General features: G+C 40.1%; 19 protein-coding genes. 9 read left to right on the top strand and 10 right to left on the bottom strand.

All coding sequences use genetic code 11. From position 1 onward, the window contains the following. Positions 1-147: 147 nt before the first annotated feature. Genes mnmC through B4033_RS04465 form a run of 4 tightly spaced genes read right to left on the bottom strand, consistent with a single transcriptional unit; the run spans position 148 to position 3,558 of the window. Positions 148-2,046: an FAD-dependent 5-carboxymethylaminomethyl-2-thiouridine(34) oxidoreductase MnmC gene (mnmC, locus tag B4033_RS04450; protein WP_286832405.1), complete on the bottom strand. Its 1,899-nt coding sequence runs from the start codon at positions 2,044-2,046 to the stop codon at positions 148-150. 39 nt (positions 2,047-2,085) lie between these two features. Continuing rightward, the gene (locus B4033_RS04455; protein WP_004816010.1) at positions 2,086-2,610 is read right to left on the bottom strand and encodes a hypothetical protein; all 525 of its coding nucleotides are present in this window, start codon (positions 2,608-2,610) and stop codon (positions 2,086-2,088) included. 5 nt (positions 2,611-2,615) lie between these two features. Beyond that, complete coding sequence (locus B4033_RS04460; protein ID WP_286832408.1) at positions 2,616-2,918, bottom strand: YciI family protein; 303 nt, start codon at positions 2,916-2,918, stop codon at positions 2,616-2,618. Positions 2,919-2,946: 28 nt separating this feature from the next. After that, positions 2,947-3,558: a septation protein IspZ gene (locus B4033_RS04465; protein ID WP_004816013.1), complete on the bottom strand. Its 612-nt coding sequence runs from the start codon at positions 3,556-3,558 to the stop codon at positions 2,947-2,949. Between the two features lie 44 nt (positions 3,559-3,602). On the opposite strand from B4033_RS04465, the gene B4033_RS04470 reads away from it, so the two are divergent. Beyond that, positions 3,603-4,454: a PHP domain-containing protein gene (locus B4033_RS04470; RefSeq protein ID WP_008304917.1), complete on the top strand. Its 852-nt coding sequence runs from the start codon at positions 3,603-3,605 to the stop codon at positions 4,452-4,454. A 13-nt stretch (positions 4,455-4,467) separates the two neighbouring features. On the opposite strand, the gene B4033_RS04475 is transcribed toward B4033_RS04470, so the two are convergent. Beyond that, on the bottom strand, positions 4,468-4,917 hold the full coding sequence (locus B4033_RS04475) for a hypothetical protein (RefSeq protein ID WP_228127673.1): 450 nt from the start codon (positions 4,915-4,917) through the stop codon (positions 4,468-4,470). 24 nt (positions 4,918-4,941) lie between these two features. Here B4033_RS04475 and B4033_RS04480 point away from each other — a divergent pair, with 24 nt between their 5' ends. After that, entirely contained in the window at positions 4,942-5,115 is a 174-nt protein-coding gene (locus tag B4033_RS04480; RefSeq protein WP_212749518.1) for a hypothetical protein, read from the top strand. Here the strand turns inward: B4033_RS04480 and B4033_RS04485 are convergent. The 3 genes from B4033_RS04485 to radC form a co-directional block, all read right to left on the bottom strand. After that, a complete protein-coding gene (locus tag B4033_RS04485) occupies positions 5,086-5,487 on the bottom strand; it encodes a hypothetical protein (RefSeq protein ID WP_004891357.1) in 402 nt (133 codons plus the stop codon). The two genes, B4033_RS04480 and B4033_RS04485, sit on opposite strands and share 30 nt — an antisense overlap. 78 nt (positions 5,488-5,565) lie before the next feature. After that, complete coding sequence (locus tag B4033_RS04490; protein ID WP_004816019.1) at positions 5,566-6,477, bottom strand: bestrophin family protein; 912 nt, start codon at positions 6,475-6,477, stop codon at positions 5,566-5,568. Between the two features lie 68 nt (positions 6,478-6,545). After that, the gene (gene radC, locus B4033_RS04495) at positions 6,546-7,244 is read right to left on the bottom strand and encodes a RadC family protein (RefSeq protein WP_286832413.1); all 699 of its coding nucleotides are present in this window, start codon (positions 7,242-7,244) and stop codon (positions 6,546-6,548) included. Positions 7,245-7,357: 113 nt separating this feature from the next. Here radC and coaBC point away from each other — a divergent pair, with 113 nt between their 5' ends. Further along, positions 7,358-8,632 (top strand): bifunctional phosphopantothenoylcysteine decarboxylase/phosphopantothenate--cysteine ligase CoaBC, encoded by a 1,275-nt coding sequence (coaBC, locus tag B4033_RS04500; protein WP_286832414.1) that lies wholly within the window; start codon positions 7,358-7,360, stop codon positions 8,630-8,632. A gap of 202 nt (positions 8,633-8,834) precedes the next feature. Continuing rightward, positions 8,835-9,338: a hypothetical protein gene (locus B4033_RS04505; protein ID WP_286832415.1), complete on the top strand. Its 504-nt coding sequence runs from the start codon at positions 8,835-8,837 to the stop codon at positions 9,336-9,338. Between the two features lie 56 nt (positions 9,339-9,394). On the opposite strand, the gene dusA is transcribed toward B4033_RS04505, so the two are convergent. Continuing rightward, complete coding sequence (gene dusA, locus B4033_RS04510; RefSeq protein WP_286832416.1) at positions 9,395-10,441, bottom strand: tRNA dihydrouridine(20/20a) synthase DusA; 1,047 nt, start codon at positions 10,439-10,441, stop codon at positions 9,395-9,397. Between the two features lie 103 nt (positions 10,442-10,544). Between dusA and B4033_RS04515 the strand changes: the two genes are divergently transcribed. Beyond that, positions 10,545-11,702 carry a tyrosine-type recombinase/integrase gene (locus B4033_RS04515; protein WP_017400766.1) on the top strand — a complete coding sequence of 386 codons (1,158 nt, stop codon included), beginning with the start codon at positions 10,545-10,547 and terminating at the stop codon, positions 11,700-11,702. Here the strand turns inward: B4033_RS04515 and B4033_RS04520 are convergent. Next, on the bottom strand, positions 11,699-11,983 hold the full coding sequence (locus B4033_RS04520; RefSeq protein WP_017400767.1) for a pyocin activator PrtN family protein: 285 nt from the start codon (positions 11,981-11,983) through the stop codon (positions 11,699-11,701). The genes B4033_RS04515 and B4033_RS04520 overlap by 4 nt on opposite strands. Before the next feature lie 209 nt (positions 11,984-12,192). Here B4033_RS04520 and B4033_RS04525 point away from each other — a divergent pair, with 209 nt between their 5' ends. The 4 genes from B4033_RS04525 to B4033_RS04540 all read left to right on the top strand — a co-directional run bounded on the left by B4033_RS04525 (position 12,193) and on the right by B4033_RS04540 (position 16,047). After that, positions 12,193-13,707, top strand: a complete 1,515-nt coding sequence (locus B4033_RS04525) for a DUF3987 domain-containing protein (RefSeq protein ID WP_286832419.1) — start codon at positions 12,193-12,195, stop codon at positions 13,705-13,707. A gap of 259 nt (positions 13,708-13,966) precedes the next feature. Next, on the top strand, positions 13,967-14,302 hold the full coding sequence (gene mobC / locus B4033_RS04530; RefSeq protein WP_286832420.1) for a plasmid mobilization relaxosome protein MobC: 336 nt from the start codon (positions 13,967-13,969) through the stop codon (positions 14,300-14,302). Then, positions 14,299-15,861, top strand: a complete 1,563-nt coding sequence (locus B4033_RS04535) for a relaxase/mobilization nuclease domain-containing protein (protein ID WP_286832421.1) — start codon at positions 14,299-14,301, stop codon at positions 15,859-15,861. The genes mobC and B4033_RS04535 overlap by 4 nt, the downstream gene beginning before the upstream one ends. A 9-nt stretch (positions 15,862-15,870) precedes the next feature. Continuing rightward, positions 15,871-16,047 (top strand): hypothetical protein, encoded by a 177-nt coding sequence (locus B4033_RS04540; protein WP_286832422.1) that lies wholly within the window; start codon positions 15,871-15,873, stop codon positions 16,045-16,047. The last annotated feature ends 30 nt before the right edge of the window (positions 16,048-16,077 follow it).

Genomic DNA, 16,077 nt, shown 5'->3' on the forward strand with positions numbered 1-16,077 from the left:
CGCTTTTTTCTTAGCTAAATTTCTTCAATGGTCCCCCTTTGAAAAAGGTAAGCCATATATGGCGCAAGAGCGGGTAAATTCGTCCTATAAATCCTTCCCTTGCGGAACAGTGTTCCTCACCCTTTAATAAAGGGAAGGGCTTTAACACTAAGGTTTAAAATAAGGCTTCTTGGTTTTGATTTTATTTTCAAAGCGTTTGACATCCAGTTTCTTCACTAGATTTGTGGATGCAGGACAAGCCTCTCCTAGAATCTGTGCAGCCAAAATTTCACTGCACAATGGAGCAAATAGAAAGCCTTTGGAACCTAAGCCAGCCAGACTATAGATTTCCTGATCTGATTTAAGTTTTCCAAGCAAGGGGAAATAATCTTTACTCTGGGCACGAACCGAAGCACGACCTTGCCATTCACTGACATCAGCCAAACTCTGTGCATACTCTGGAAATACTGAATGGATCAGTTCAAGGTTATGGATATGGTCTTCTTCCAGTACCTCTGTATCATCACGATTCAGGCAGAATGAAGCACCGAGCAGCAAATGCTGTTCATCAAACTGGATGCAGTATCCGCCGTAGCTATAGGCAATATTCGGATTGAGTGGTTGATCGCTATTTTTGAGCCAACTGACCTGTCCACGAATGGGTTTAAGTTCAGGATGCTCTTCAAGCAGCTGTGGCGTATTTAATGCGGTACAGACGATGATATGATCAAACTGTCCGAGTGAGCTATCACCATCAAATAATTCTGGACATGAGTGTGGTTCAATTCGGCTAATTTGGGCCTGGATATAGCGAATATTGCTATGTTGCAGGATTTCATCACGCAACTGATGAGGCGATACAGCTCCCGCCTGTAACAACGACAATGCTGGATATTTCGCTGTTAAAGACTGCTGATTTTGATCTGGAACTTCTAGAATACCATCAGGATACTCATCAGCCAGAGCCAACAGGTTTTCTGGATTTTTCAATGCCAGCTGCTGAACCTGAATCGCGCGAAAGGCTTTAAACTGTGCATAATGATTTAGGGCGTGTTGCCAAGCCTGGGTCATTAAATGTTCAGCGCTTTGTGCAATCGGTGACAGTTTCGGATTGAGTAGCGCTAATGGATTACCAGAACCACCGGAAAGTGGTGCTGTTTGATCGAATAGGCTGACTTGATGACCACGTAGAGCAAAAGCCCAGGCTATATTTAAACCGGCAATACCAGCACCAATGACAGCGATCTGACGTGCCTGACATTTCAACTCTTTATGGAGCAAAGTTTTTTTTTGAGTATGATGTTCAGGAATTGCTGTTACTGGCTGTGCAAATTCAGGCAGATTCCAGATGGCTTTCAGCATTTCACGTTTATGACCAAAGCCACGTGGACGTGAAATCGAAATACCATGATTTCTAAGACCGCGTTTCAGTACCCCCGCGACACTAAAAGAGGCAAAGGTAGTGCCATAATCCGAGAGTCGAATAATATTGTTCAGGACATTCTCTTCCCACATATCCGGATTGCAGGAAGGCGCAAAACCGTCCAGGAACCAGGCATGTACTGACACAGTTTTTTCAATGACTGGAAAGACATCTTGTGCATCACCTAGCCATAAATCCAGAGAAAAACGTTCTTCAGGAAAACTGAGGCGATGACAGCCAGCAATTGGGAGTGGATATTGGAAAATCAGCTGATCTGCAAGGGGTTTTAGTTCCGGCCAGGCATTTAAAGCACGAATCAGATCATCTTTTGATAGAGGAAATTTTTCCACTGAAATGGCATGCAGATGGCTCTGGTTATCTGGACGAACCTGTTGCCACAGTTGCCATAAGGCCAGAATATTGAGTCCTGTACCAAAGCCCGTTTCCCCTATGCAAAAATATTCAAAAGGTTTGAGATCCGTGAGCCGGGTACCGAGATCATTACCATTTAAAAACACATGGCGTGTTTCAAGCAGACCATTGTCCTTGGAAAAATAAACATCACCGAACTGTTTGGAAACTGGCACGTCAATGCCATCTACCAACTGCCAATCGAGATCGGCAGTTTGAATTGCATGAGACAAAACGGATACAACCTTGAATACGTCAGGAGAGGGAATAGCTTACCACTGACGACGGCGTTTGGTATAAACATAACTCGCGATCAGGAAGCCAAGTAGTACCCCAACTGCCAATGTCGCAGCACCGTAAAGAAACATTTGTGCACTACGTTCACTTTGTAGCACCTGCACCTGAACGCCGAGATTATCGTTTTTCAGCTGTAGTTCCTGATTCTGGGTCAATGCTTCAAGATTGGCTTTTTCCAGTTGTTGCAGACGTGTCGCCTGATCTTTGACCAAAGCCTTCACTTTGGCATCTTGCTGAGCTTTGTTCTGTGCAATATCTTCTGCAGTCAATGGCTTGGCAGCAGGATTTTGAACAAGAGGATTATTCGAAGCAGCCACTGGCATGATGCCAGGTTTATTGGCAGACAGTGTTTGCGGTGGCGTATTGGCTACCGCGGGTTGCACAGTTGCTGGTGTATTTTGCGCTGGGGCAGCAGATTCCGCTGCCGGTGTTACTTCAACTGCCCAGGCAGTTGTACAGGCAAAAGATAAACCGATTAAACTGGCAATTACAGCGTGCATGAACCTTATCCTTGTGGGAATGCTTTATTGAATGGTTTAACGTCAATATGCGCATAGACGCCTTCTTTTAAGAATGGTTCTTCCTGTAACCATTCATCCAATGCTTCACGGCTGTCAAAGTCCACAATGATGGTGCTGCCATAAAAACCTGCTTGAGGATTACCTGGTTCTTTTGGCATCGCGCCGGCAACGATTAAACGACCTTCATCATTTAATTTTTGCAGACGTGCAAGATGTTGAGGACGAATCGCAAGGCGTTTTTCGACAGTACCTTCCTGATCGGTACAGCTGACAACAAATAATGGCATGGCAGTTCTCGATGACTTAGTCTAACTTTTATTCAGCAGTTTTAAAGTATTTGCGCAATACAATGAACTGAATAATGATAAAGGAAAACATCACGATCATGTCACCAAATGCGGTAAATTCTCCCCAATATTTTCCATCCATAAAGATATAGGCAAAGAAGCAATGCAAGAAAGACATCACCGCAAACATTGCTGCCCAAGCATAGTTGAGCTTAAACCAGCCTTTTTCAGTTAAATTAAAAACTGGTCCAAACAGACGTTGGATTAATGGTTTTTTATCTTTACTGAACCATGGTGAAAGCAGGAATACGCCAGCAAAAACCAGATTTAGCAAGACAGCTTTTAAGCGGATATAGAAATCATCACTGAGTATTAAAGTGATTCCACCGAAGATTACTGTCATAAACAATACGATCCATTGCTGTTTGTCCAGACGGAATTTCTGTGAAACAAATAACGCGCCATAGACCACTAACATGGAAATGATCAGACCTGTGGTTGCCACAAGAATATTGTTATTGTCGACACCGCCTGCGGAGCCAATCAGCTGGAGTAATGGATGGTTGGTGTCTTTAGGATCTACTGTCTTATATAAATAAAAGAAAATAATGAGTGGCACAAAGTCTAAAAGTGCTTTCATGTTAGAGTATCTAAATCTGATCAAATAAATGTCATAGTATAGAGATGCACGGCGTAGATTTACATACACACAGCAATATTTCTGATGGAACCTTAAGTCCACAGCAGCTGGTTGAGGCCGCGGCAGCGAGCTTTATCCATACGCTGGCCTTGACTGATCATGACACCATGGACGGTTTAGAGCTGGCGCGTGAAGCCGCGAAAGATCACGAAATTAAGATCATTTCTGGGGTAGAAATCTCCAGTCAATGGTCACGTCCGGCCACCAAGAAGAATTATGGCGTGCATATTGTGGCGTTAGATGTTCAAAATCCTGAGCCATTGCAACAGGCTTTAGAACAGCAAAAACAGATTCGCGCTGAACGCTCAAAAAAGATTTGTGATCTACTGATACCATTGATTGGACAAGATATTTATCCAGATGTAGTCGCTAAGGTTGATAATATTCCAGACCGTGTCACGCGAACCCATATTGCCAAAACACTGGTTGAAAAGGGGATAGTCACCCGTCCACAACAGGCTTTTGATAAATATATCAAGGAAGGTAAGAAAGCTTATGTGAAGTTTGATGGACTGGGACTGGAAGAAACCATTCAGGTGATTCATGCCAGTGGTGGTTTTGCAGTGCTAGCGCACCCCACCCGTTATGATCTGTCTGCAACCAACATCCGTTACCTGATAGAAATTTTTGCCAGGTTCGGTGGGGACGCCGTTGAGCTGCCACCAGCAGTTGATCCGGCTTCTACCCGGCAGATGGTAGATCGGATGATTGCTGAACATGGGCTAAAAGTATCTGTAGGCAGTGATTATCATGGGGACAATATGCCCTGGATTAAGCTCGGCCATATTCCAACAGTTAAAGACGGGCAAGTGGGCATCTGGGAAAGTTTTCGGTAACAGGCGTCAGGCTTCAATAAATGGAGACTGCTTTTGCTGCTGGATTTTTATGCCTAGAAGGCAGGCCAAAGCTAAACTGTAATGCCAGTTGCCAAGTTGTTGTAATCGCTGCCATCAGTAATAATGCTGCAATAAGCGTATAGTTCAGTAAATTGCGATAAAGAAAAGGATGGTTCCGGGAAATTACCGCCTGCTGGATGTCTGGATGATGTTTGAATTCTCGATAGCGTAGAAAATCGATCAAATTCGCGAGCGCCAGTTCCAGCTTGTCAAAATGTACTGCCTTGCAGGACATCCGATAGTACTTACCATAATTGGTACTCAGCTTAAGCGTATAAGTTGGAGAGTCATCTTCACGACTCGCCTGAATATGTACAATTCTTGGTAAGTCCAGCATGAGTCGACTGGGAATATGGTCGAAGTAAATCCGTCCGCGGAGCGGTGTCGCGATATAGTACTGCAAATGCTGAAAATTCTGGTCTCCATCATGTGCATACAGTTGAACAATCCAGCGTGTACGCCTCAGGTAATAGACCAGAACCTGCTGGCCGATGAGCGCATCACTTGGTTGAACATGGATATCCAGATACGACTCTGTGTTAAACAGCTGATTCAGATCGACATTAAACCATTATGGGGCTTCATGATCATTGATCTTTAATAGGAGTTGCTGCTGTTTGCGTAGCGGGGTCGTGTGAGTCTGACGTTGGCCCATAATTGTAGCATCTGAGCTGCGTAAGGCTCTTTCACGGATATCCCGAGCCAGTTTCGAATCAATCAGGTGTTGCTGAATCAGAAAAGGAAATTTGAAATATTGTTTCCGGTCATAGCTTAGACCGAATACCAGTATGAAACTGATGAGAAGCAGTAAAATCCAGTATTGTTCTAATCCAGTGAATAAAATATCTTGCCAGGCCAATACACAGCCAAATGCGAACACGGCTCTGCTACAAAGCAGTAAAGCCGCTAAAGTTGCACCCAGACGCGTCACCGGTTGCGTTGTATAACGATGAATCCGTTGCTTGATAGTCATGAGATCTTATTTTTATTGTTTTCATTATTTTAATTTTGAATTGAATATATGAGCTGCGTTCAGCTGTAATCGTACTTATTATAATAGATTATGATCTTGGGCTTGAATAGGTGGGGGGGTGGGTTTGCCTAAAGTACCCAATAGTTCAATTTCAATGGTACGTACCATTGAATCAAGGGGTAAGTCATTGCTTTGCGTACCAAAAGGTTCTTCAATTTCTGAACTGAGCGCATCCAGTCCCAAGAAAGTATAAGCCAAAATTCCGACCAGCAGCGGTGTCACCATTCCAAGGGTCGAACCCAGACTAAATGGCAGCATAAAGCAGAAAAAATATACGGTACGATTCAGCAAGACTGAATAGGCGAAAGGTAGTGGTGTGGTGGCAATCCGATCACAACCTGTCTGTACAATACTCAACTCAGCTACATGCTGGTTCATCTGCGCATAAATGATGTCTGAAATTTCGCCTTCTTTCAGGGCCTGCATAAATTCCCATTGAATCAGACTGAGGGTGTACTGTGGGGCATTGGCCTGTTGATAGAGCTGTTGCAGGGCTTGAGGACTCATACCACTGGTCTGTACCAGTTCGGTTGGATTGGCAGTCTGATGGCGCAAACGATCGCGCAGTACATTGGCAAAGACAATTACATGCTGGATGACCCGCTCACGGCGTGCCTGCGTCAACATACGGCAGTCTCGGTCAAAATGACGTGCATTGGCAATTAGGATCCCCCAGAGTTTGCGCGCTTCCCACCAGCGTTCATAGGCGGCAGAGTTCTTGAAACCAAGGAAAATCGACAGTACTACTCCGATCAGGGTAAAACCGACCAAGGGTAATTCCGGTAAATGTAAATAATTGGTATAGGATAGCCCGCCAATAATGGCAGAAATAAGCATGACCACGCCTAGAGGTGGTAGCACCTTAGGTAAAATCGTTCCCCGCCATGAAAATAATACTTTAAAGATACTGGGTTGGTCACGTACGATCATTTATTGGAATCATCACAATTTTTTTCATGATCTTGTTGAGTTGTGCCTGCTTTGTCAAGTGCTATCGTTCAGGGTTTTACCGTATTGATGAGTTGCTGTTCTGCAAAGGAAAAACTGCCTTCCCGGGCAATGATACAGTGATCAATCAGGCGGATTTCGACCAGGTGACAGGCCTTTGCAATCTGCTGGGTGAGTTCAAGATCTGCTGCGGAAGGTCGAGGCTGACCGAGTGGGTGATTATGGGCAATCACAATCGATGTTGCCTGCTGCTGAATGGCATGGCGTAGTAACTGATTAATCGAAATCTTACATGAATTAATCGAGCCATAAAACATTTTCTTAAAGCTGATTTTTCTTAACCCGGCATCCAGACACAGTACAGCAAACACTTCCTGAGTTTCTCCCAGCAGTTCAAAGCGCAGATAGTCCATAATTTTGCGGGAATGATTCAGTTCCAATGCATCTTGGCGAAGGTGCTCGGCAATATAGCGCCGTCCCAGTTCCTTAACAGCCATCAGCTGGGTAAATTTACTGACACCCATCCCGTGAAACTGGCTGATCTCTTGCAGTGGGGCATCCAAAAGAGTACTTAAATGACCAAAATGTTGAATCAGAAGTCGAGCTAGTTCCACTGCGGAATGCCGCTGGGAGCCTGAGCGCAGGAAAATTGCCAGCAATTCGGCATCGGAGAGGCTTTGTGGGCCTGACTGTAACAGGCGTTCGCGTGGACGTTCCTGTTCAGGCCAGTGTTTAATCGAAAATTGCATGTTTATTAGACTTATTTATTATTAATTATTGTTTTTCACACAAGAAGGTCTCTTGGGCATGATTCTATTTAATGCTATTGTGAGCGCCACTGCAACAGAAAGGTAGCCTGTTTGTGAGCTTCGACGTAAGTGTAATTCCTCATAAAAATATTATTTTAGCTGTGACAGGCGGTATTGCTGCCTATAAAAGTGCAATTCTGGTCCGTCGTCTGAAAGATGCCGGTTTTAATGTTCGTGTGGTCATGACTCAAGGCGCACAGGCCTTTATCACGCCGCTGACGTTCCAGGCACTGTCGGGTAATCCTGTCCATACTGAATTACTGGATCCAGAAGCTGAAGCAGGCATGGGGCATATTGAACTGGCACGCTGGGCGGACCTGTTACTGGTCGCCCCAGCAAGCTGCGATACTTTGGCCAAATTCGCTGCCGGTCTGGCCGATGATTTGCTCAGTACACTTTATCTGGCGACCAACGCACCGGTCTGGGTAGCGCCAGCCATGAATCAGCAGATGTGGGCAGCCAAGCCGACGCAACGTAACTTGGCCACTTTGATTGAAGATGGCGTGCATGTGATTATGCCGGATGCAGGTTCACAGGCCTGTGGTGATGTAGGTTTGGGCCGTATGCCAGAACCGGAAGATCTGGCACGTCAGGTAACCGAGTATTTCCATAAGGCACAACGAGCGATTGCAGAACAATTTGGTCAGCTTGCGGGAAAGCGGATTACGATTACAGCAGGTCCAACGCGTGAAGCGATTGACCCGGTTCGTTATATTTCCAATCACAGTACCGGGAAAATGGGTTTTGCCTTGGCGGCAGCCTGTTATGCTGCCGGTGCGGATGTAACGCTGATTGCAGGACCAGTGACGCTGGATACGCCAAATGGCGTCAAACGTAAAAACGTCAGCTCAGCCGTGGAAATGCTGGATGAAAGTCTGCATATGCTAGAACAGGGCTGTGATATTTTCATTGCTACCGCTGCGGTTGCGGATTATCGCGTAGCACAAGTGGCAGAACACAAGATTAAAAAAGCCGGTGATGAGCTGAATGTCGCACTGATCAAAAATCCGGATATCGTTGCAACCATTGCCCAACAGGAAAAACGTCCATTTATGGTTGGCTTTGCCGCAGAAACACGAAATATTGAAGAATATGCAGCTGGCAAACTGGTCGCTAAAAAACTGGATATGATTGCCTGCAATGACGTTTCCCGTGCAGATATTGGCTTTGCCTCAGATGAAAATGCCATGACGGTATTCTTTGCAGAATCTTATCATATGGAAAAACGTGATCTGGAAAAGGCTTCCAAACAGGAAATTGCCCAGCAACTGGTTGAAGCCATTCATGATGCCCTACATCATGATCCTTCTAAGGATGATGATTTCTAAGTTATTGTATAAAAAAGTCCTGCATAGTCAGGGCTTTTTTATTTCTGCAGAATTGACTGAATGTTCAAAAGAAAACCAAGTATTTTGACCTTGAAAGACACTTTTGGCTATTTCGTGCCCAGTTTGAAAAAGATAAAATCACCCTATAAGAATCAGAATTTTTTTATTTTCCAGCCTCACTAATTTGAGCACTGGGGGTGGTATGAAAAGAATAAGTCTATTGTTTCTGACCTTGCTATTGTTTGCCTGCAGTTACTTTGTCTCTATTGATGAACTGTCGAGCAATATTCAGTCTCAGATGCAACGTGAATTTAATTCCAGTTTGGATTATCGCCATTACCGGTTAAAAGTCATGGATGTAAAAATCATGGAACGTTCTGGTGATCATTTTCAGGCCATTTCCCAGATACAGTATCAGGGCCAATCTTTTCCAGTTAAGGTCTCTATCCAGAAGGTGGAGCAGGGTTATAGCTGGCAGCTGGAAGATGATGCTTTTGCCTTTATTGATGAAGTTGAAATTCAGCGTTATGAACAGCAGTTACAGCAGGAACTGGCTATGATTTCTGCAGAATTCGAACAAGATGAAGGTTTTGGGGACGAGAAGGTCAATGAGATCACTGAGGCTGCAACGCGGGAATCCAGGACGACATCACAGCGGGTTGAAGAACCCATTCCTGTGGGAAATATTACCGCTTATACCCAATAAATTCTCTAGTCAAAAAACCTTAATAAAAAAGCACCGGGGAAACAGTGCTTTTTAAATTAAAGATTCTGGGTTTGCTGTTCGAGCAGGTAGTCTTCAGTGCGTTTGATCGCCTCCTGAATATTGAACAAGGCATTTTCTACATCTTTTAAGGTTTTGGCATTACCACCGCTTAATGCCTGACGCCATTTACGCGCACCTGGCAAGTTCTGGAACAAGCCCAGAATATGACGGCTAATAATCGAGAGTGGTGCACCTTCTGCCATACGCTGGGCAATATACGGCATCATTTGTTGCATGATCTCAAAACGATCAGGAGCTTCAAGATTCCAAAGTTGGCCTAACTCGGCCAGTAAATACGGATTGTGATAGGCTTCGCGACCAATCATTATGCCATCCACATGTTTTAAGTGTTCAACCGTTTCCGCATAGGTTTTGATCCCGCCATTGATTTCAATCAGCAGCTCAGGACGTTCCTGTTTTAAACGGTAAACATCTTCATAACGTAATGGGGGAACTTCACGATTTTCTTTCGGAGATAGGCCTTGTAACAGGGCAATTCGGGCATGCACGATAAAATTATTACAACCCGTCTTCGCTACGGTATCGACAAAATGCAGCATCTCTTCATAAGACTGCATATCATCAATCCCGATACGATGTTTCACCGTCACCGGAATATCCACGGCATTGCGCATCTCACCAATACATTCTGCGACTAGATCAGGCTCCGCCATCAGGCAGGCACCAATTTTATTGTTCTGTACCCGGTCACTTGGGCAGCCGACATTCAGGTTGACTTCGTTATACCCCCAATCCTGTGCCATTTTGCTACAGGTGGCCAGGTCTTTGGGATTAGAGCCACCAAGCTGTAACACAACTGGCTGTTCTTGCTGATTAAAGTCCAGATGACGTTTGGCATCACCATGAATGATGGCACCTGTCGTTACCATCTCGGTATAGAGAATAATATTGGGATTAAACAGACGTGCAAAGAAACGATAATCTTTGGTGGTCCAATCCATCATCGGGGCGACCGAAATACGAGGATTTATTGATGCACCGTTGTTTTCTTTTGTTTTCAATTTATTAGATACAATTTGCATGTTGCATTTTCTCTCATATTTCGGGATATTTGGGAAGATTTTAGTGAATTGGTGCACCAAAAACTGCACCAAAAATTTAAATACAGAAAATGGTGCAATTTAATTGGGAACGATAACTGAGCGTAAAGGTAAAAAGGGTACGAGTTTTCGTGCACAAGTTAGGGTCAAGCGTAAAGATGGCACGCATTTTAGCGAGTCTAGATCTTTTAGTACACGGGTTTTAGCAAAGCAATGGATCAGAAATCTTGAAGATGAAATTGAGATTAATCCTGATGCGATATTTAATCCTAAAAAAATTAGTGATCTGACTCTGAGTCAGGCATTTGAAAAATATTTAGCAGAAGTCGAGGGCTTTGGTCGTTCTAAAAGGATGGGAATACGTTTCCTAGCAAACTGGCCTATTGGTCAGGTGAAATTGAAGAATCTTAAACGGGAGCATTTTACAGAACATACTTTCTTACGCCGTAAAGGTTATCCTGAAATAGGAGCCAAAGCTATTGCAAGCAGTACTGCACTCCAAGATTTGCAATATATGAAAACAGTACTCTTATACGCCCATTTAGTTTGGCATGAAGAAGTTGATTTGGGGGAGTTAGAGCTAGCAATGATAGGGCTTAGAGGCTCTAAGATTATTACGAAGTCAAAGAAAAGAACTAGATTGTTAACAAGAGAAGAGCTTATTAATTTAACTGAGCATTTCTATAATCGTTGGCATTCGCGCAATATATCTATGCCACTACATTTAATCATGTGGTTATCTATTTATACTTGTAGACGAGAGGATGAAATTACACGATTAAAATTGGAAAATTTTGATCAGGTCCATCAGGAATGGCTACTGGAAGATGTCAAACATCCTACGGATAAAGAAGGCAATGATAAGTATTTTCGAATTGATCAATTGGCTAAAGGTGTTATTGAGCAATTATTAGATGAAAAAGTACGTCAGAGGATGTTAAGGTTAGGTGGTGAACCAAATTTATTGGTACCTCTCAATGCTAGGTCTTTTGCAAAAGATTGGCGAGATGGTGTGAAAATGTGTGGCATAAAGGATCTTCGGTTTCATGATTTGAGACATGAAGCATTAACACGTTTGGCAGAAGATGGTAAAAGTATCCATGAGATAAAGTGTTACTCATTGCATGAATCACTTTCTAGCCTAGAGCGATATATAAACATTAAGCGTCGTAGACATGATCGAATTGAATTTGATGAAGTAATCGACATAGTTAAATCTAAAAAAATAAGAACCGCTATCTAGCGGTTCATATTCTCCCAATCTTTGGTACCTAAATTACTTTGTTTTGCTAGATATTTAGCTAAGTCAAAAATATTCACTAAATAAGGGGATTTTTGAGACTTTTCTGCTTTAAAAACAGGAAATGGCAACATTTGACAGGCAGCCTTCTTCTTGGCAGAGCTTAAGTTTAAATGGGGGAAAAAGTCTTTTAATACTGTCTCCAATAAAATTACTGGCGAATGTTTGTACTTTTCAAGAAGCATAAGCTGTATATCAGAGGTATTTCTCATAAAACGTGACATAGCACCATTTCAATAACTTGATGGCACATTACCAAAAAGATAAAAATCAAAATGAATTTGATAGAAATCTAAAAAAAATTGTTCAAAAAAATTAAATTTAGCGATTTTTTCCAATTTCAACACAAAATCAATCTTCAAAAATTAAAAAATTATAGGCTTCAAATCAGGAGGGACCTTTTAGTGTCTTGCATATAAATCTGGAGTGAAAAATGCCCAAAAAAAAGAAATCTAAGATTTCTAACGACGTTAAAAAATCTTTGAATTCTAACGCTGAAAAAAAGTTAAAAGCTAATAAGCCTCAGGAGACTAAGCTTATTCAATTTGAATCAGTGATTCCTTTTGAGGAAAAAGAAGTAAAAGTTAATGTGTTACAAAAAGAGATGATGCCTGCAACATTATCCAAATATGTATTTGATACTGCATATGGTGCAGATTGTATGCCTCCTGACTTTATTGCAACAAGCTTGCTTGTTGCATTAGGTACAGTAATTGGTGCAAAGCTAGAGATGCGCCCTAAACAAAATGCAACTTTTGGTGTAATTCCAAATATTTGGGGAGTAATTATCGCTGAACCATCCCAAAAGAAATCTTTTGCAATCAATGCGGGTATGTATTTTTTAAAGCAAATCCAGGAACAAGAGTTTGAAAGGCATAAAAAGGAGTTAAAGGATGGGGATAAGGAAGAAGTAACGCCACCAAGGTATTTATATTTAAATGATAGTACTCCTGAAGCTTTGGCTGAAAAGCAAAAAAATAACCCATATGGTTTAGCCATTGTAAGAGATGAATTGATGGGGCTTCTTGTGAGTTTGGAAAAGAATGATGGGGAAGGAAGAGCGTACTTTTTAGAAGGATGGAATGGGAACAGTTCATACACTTTCAGTAGAATTGGAAGAGGGGATGGCTACATTAAAAATCATTGTCTCAGTGTCGTAGGTGCTATTCAGCCTGAAAAACTTAATACGTATATGAGAGAGAAAGCTACAGCATCAAAAAATGATGGATTTTTACAAAGGTTCCAAGTGATGGTTTATCCAGAACCTAGTATAGGAAAATTTACGGATATTGCTCCAGATATTGAAAATCGAAATGCGGTAAAAAATATATTTGAAAGACTTTATTTCCTGTCAGATGAGGATATAAGTGAGATTGCTACAGAAGTAGATCCTGAAACTAAAAGAGGAATTCTACGTTTTGATATTGAAGCTCAAGAGAAGTATATCGCTTGGTTTAATGCTATGAGCGAAAAGAAATCTAATGAACAAAACTCATTGTTAGTAGAGCATTTGGGTAAGTATGAAAAACTTTTATTAGCGATAGTTTTAATTTTTCATTTGGTTAGGTTAATTGAGACAAAAGAAAAGAAATCAAAAGCAATTACATCAGATGAGCTGAATTTAGGGCTGAAATGGCTAGTATATTTAGAATCTCATGCACGTAAAGTTTATGGGCTACTAGAATCAAATCCAAGAAATCAAGCTTATGAACTAGGTAGTAAATTGAAAATATTAGAGCCGAATGATTCTATGAGAACATCGGGTTTTACTGTAAGGGATATCGTAAGAAAAGAATGGAAAGGATTCAAAGAAAATCAGACTATAGTCTCATCTTTAGAATATCTAATTAGGCATAGATGGTTAGTAAAAGAAAATGTACCTAGTACTGATAAAGGTGGTAGACCTACTATTAAGTATTATATTAATCCGGAAATATATAATAAGTAATCAAGATGAATAAAAACTGACATAACTGACATAACTAAGTTATGTCAGTTTTTTTATATGATTAAAATAATAAATAAGTGAAAAAACAGTAAAATTGAATTTTTTTATTTTTAAAATAATAATATTTGATATTTTTATTAAATGGAAAAGAAAAAGCAAGGATACACAAAAGCCCCCTTCGGAAGCTTTTATGAAACCTTGCTTGGGGAATTCCCCAAGACCCCTTTTAAAACCAATTAATAAAATGGCATAAATAATTATGAATGAATATCAAAAATCAAGAAGACTTAAACGTGGTCATATAATTAAAGTCCGGCTATTTGAATCAGAGTTAACAGAGATAAGAAAATCTAAAATTGCAGTAGCAAAGTTTTTAAGAGAATCTGCACTTGAAAAAATAGGAGTAATTGAAGATCCAATTTATTTAAAAGTAGAAAGAGAAAAACTATATCAACTATCAAAAATAGGGACAAATATTAATCAGATCGCATATGCAGTCAATCAAGAGATAGCAGGAACAGGAACTTATGAAAAAGTGAAGCTATTACAGTTATTAATTTCAATAGATAATCAAATAAGGAGTATAAGTATATGATTATTAAGTTTTTTAGGCATGGTAAAGGAAAGTCTGAAGGTTGTATAAATTATTTATTGGGTAAGGATAGGGAAAGGGAAAAAGCACAAGTGATGAGGGGAAGTGTAGCATTAACAAGTTCTATTATAGATAGTTCACCTTATATAAAAAAGTATACTAGTGGTTGCTTATCATTCTATGAAAAAAATATTGATAAAAAATATAAGTTTAAGATTATGGATGATTTTGAAAAAATATTATTTCCAGGCTTAAATAGAGAGCAGTACAATATTTTATGGATAGAGCATACTGATAAAGATCGTTTGGAGTTAAATTTTGTTATACCCAATATTGAAATTACTACAGGGAAAAGACTTAATCCTTTTTATGCACCTACTGACTTAAAGCGAATAGATTTATATAAGAAATTTATAAATTTTAAATACAATTTGTATGGTCCAGATTTGGCAATACCTTTATTAAAGAAAATAAGAGAAAATACTCCTAAAAAGACTAGGGATGTTGTAGAGCTTATTGGTAGTTTGGTTGAGTTGGGGATTAAAAATGGGAATGTATATGATCGAAAATCATTAATAAATTATCTTACTGAAAATAATTTAAATGTGGTACGACAAGTAAATAAATCAATATCTATAAAACATCCTGAATTTAAAAGAAATATAAGGTTAGAAGGCTTGATATATGAATCAGAATTTAAAACTACTAGACTCTTTGAAATTGAGCCTAATAAACGAACAGAAGAAAATAGAAAGTCAATACAACGATTCGATATCAACGATAGGGAAAGCCTTCGAAGAGAGATTGAAAGAAAAGGAAAATGGCTACTTGAGCGCTATCAACAGAAGCCAAGAAAAATGTTTAAAGACACTCAAGAATTACGACAACACTTTGAAAAATCAAATGTTGGAAACTGGCAAATTTTTAATACAAATAGAAGAGGTCAACCACAGGTTGGGCAGTATCAAAATAAGGGAAAAGAAGCTGAAGTTTTACCTTTTTGTGAGTTTCATCAGCTTTATGATTATTACACTAATAATAGTTGGTTATTTTTCAATAAAAATGGAAGTGACTCAATTACAGAATATGAAAGGGTTAGTACAACAAGAGGAAAAAAATTTAATCGAGATCAGAAAGGCTTTAGAACTCAACAAGAGTCAATTTATAAAACGATATCAGGTTATGTGCAAGGAGATATAAATGATGACCGATTTAGAGAGACAATTATTAATAATTATAGAAGAACAACAGGAAACTATGAAAAATCAACAAGAAGCTTTGTGGAAACAACAGCTAGCCTTGGAAAAACAAGTGAATATTTTGCAACAGTATCAGAAAGATTTAAAGCAGACACAGAAAGATTTATATCTGAATCAAAAGCAAATTTCAGCAATCTACAGCGAAATCTTAACAAACTTTCAAGAGTTATCAGAACGCATATAACCTTAAAACAGAACAAACAATCCTTCAATGAAAAGGAAGTAGTCTTAAGTGATAAAGTAAATAAGATCCAATCACTTGGAAAAGAAGATTTTACCCATAAGTTAAGTTTTGAAATTTGAGGTGTTGTAATGGAAGTTGAAAGATTAAAAGAGTTTATTGAGCAGTTTGAAAAAGATATTCAGGCTAATAACTTAGAGGAATATATGCCAATGTTAGATTTATTGCCTATGAGTATTGATAGTAAAGAAGAGGAGGAGAAATATATGAGAATATTAGAGGATTATTTAGATAGTCACTACTTTTAAAATAAAAAAATACATATTTTAAATATGTAT

The organism is Acinetobacter sp. UBA3132 (genome assembly GCF_002364825.1).
Taxonomy (GTDB): domain Bacteria; phylum Pseudomonadota; class Gammaproteobacteria; order Pseudomonadales; family Moraxellaceae; genus Acinetobacter; species Acinetobacter schindleri.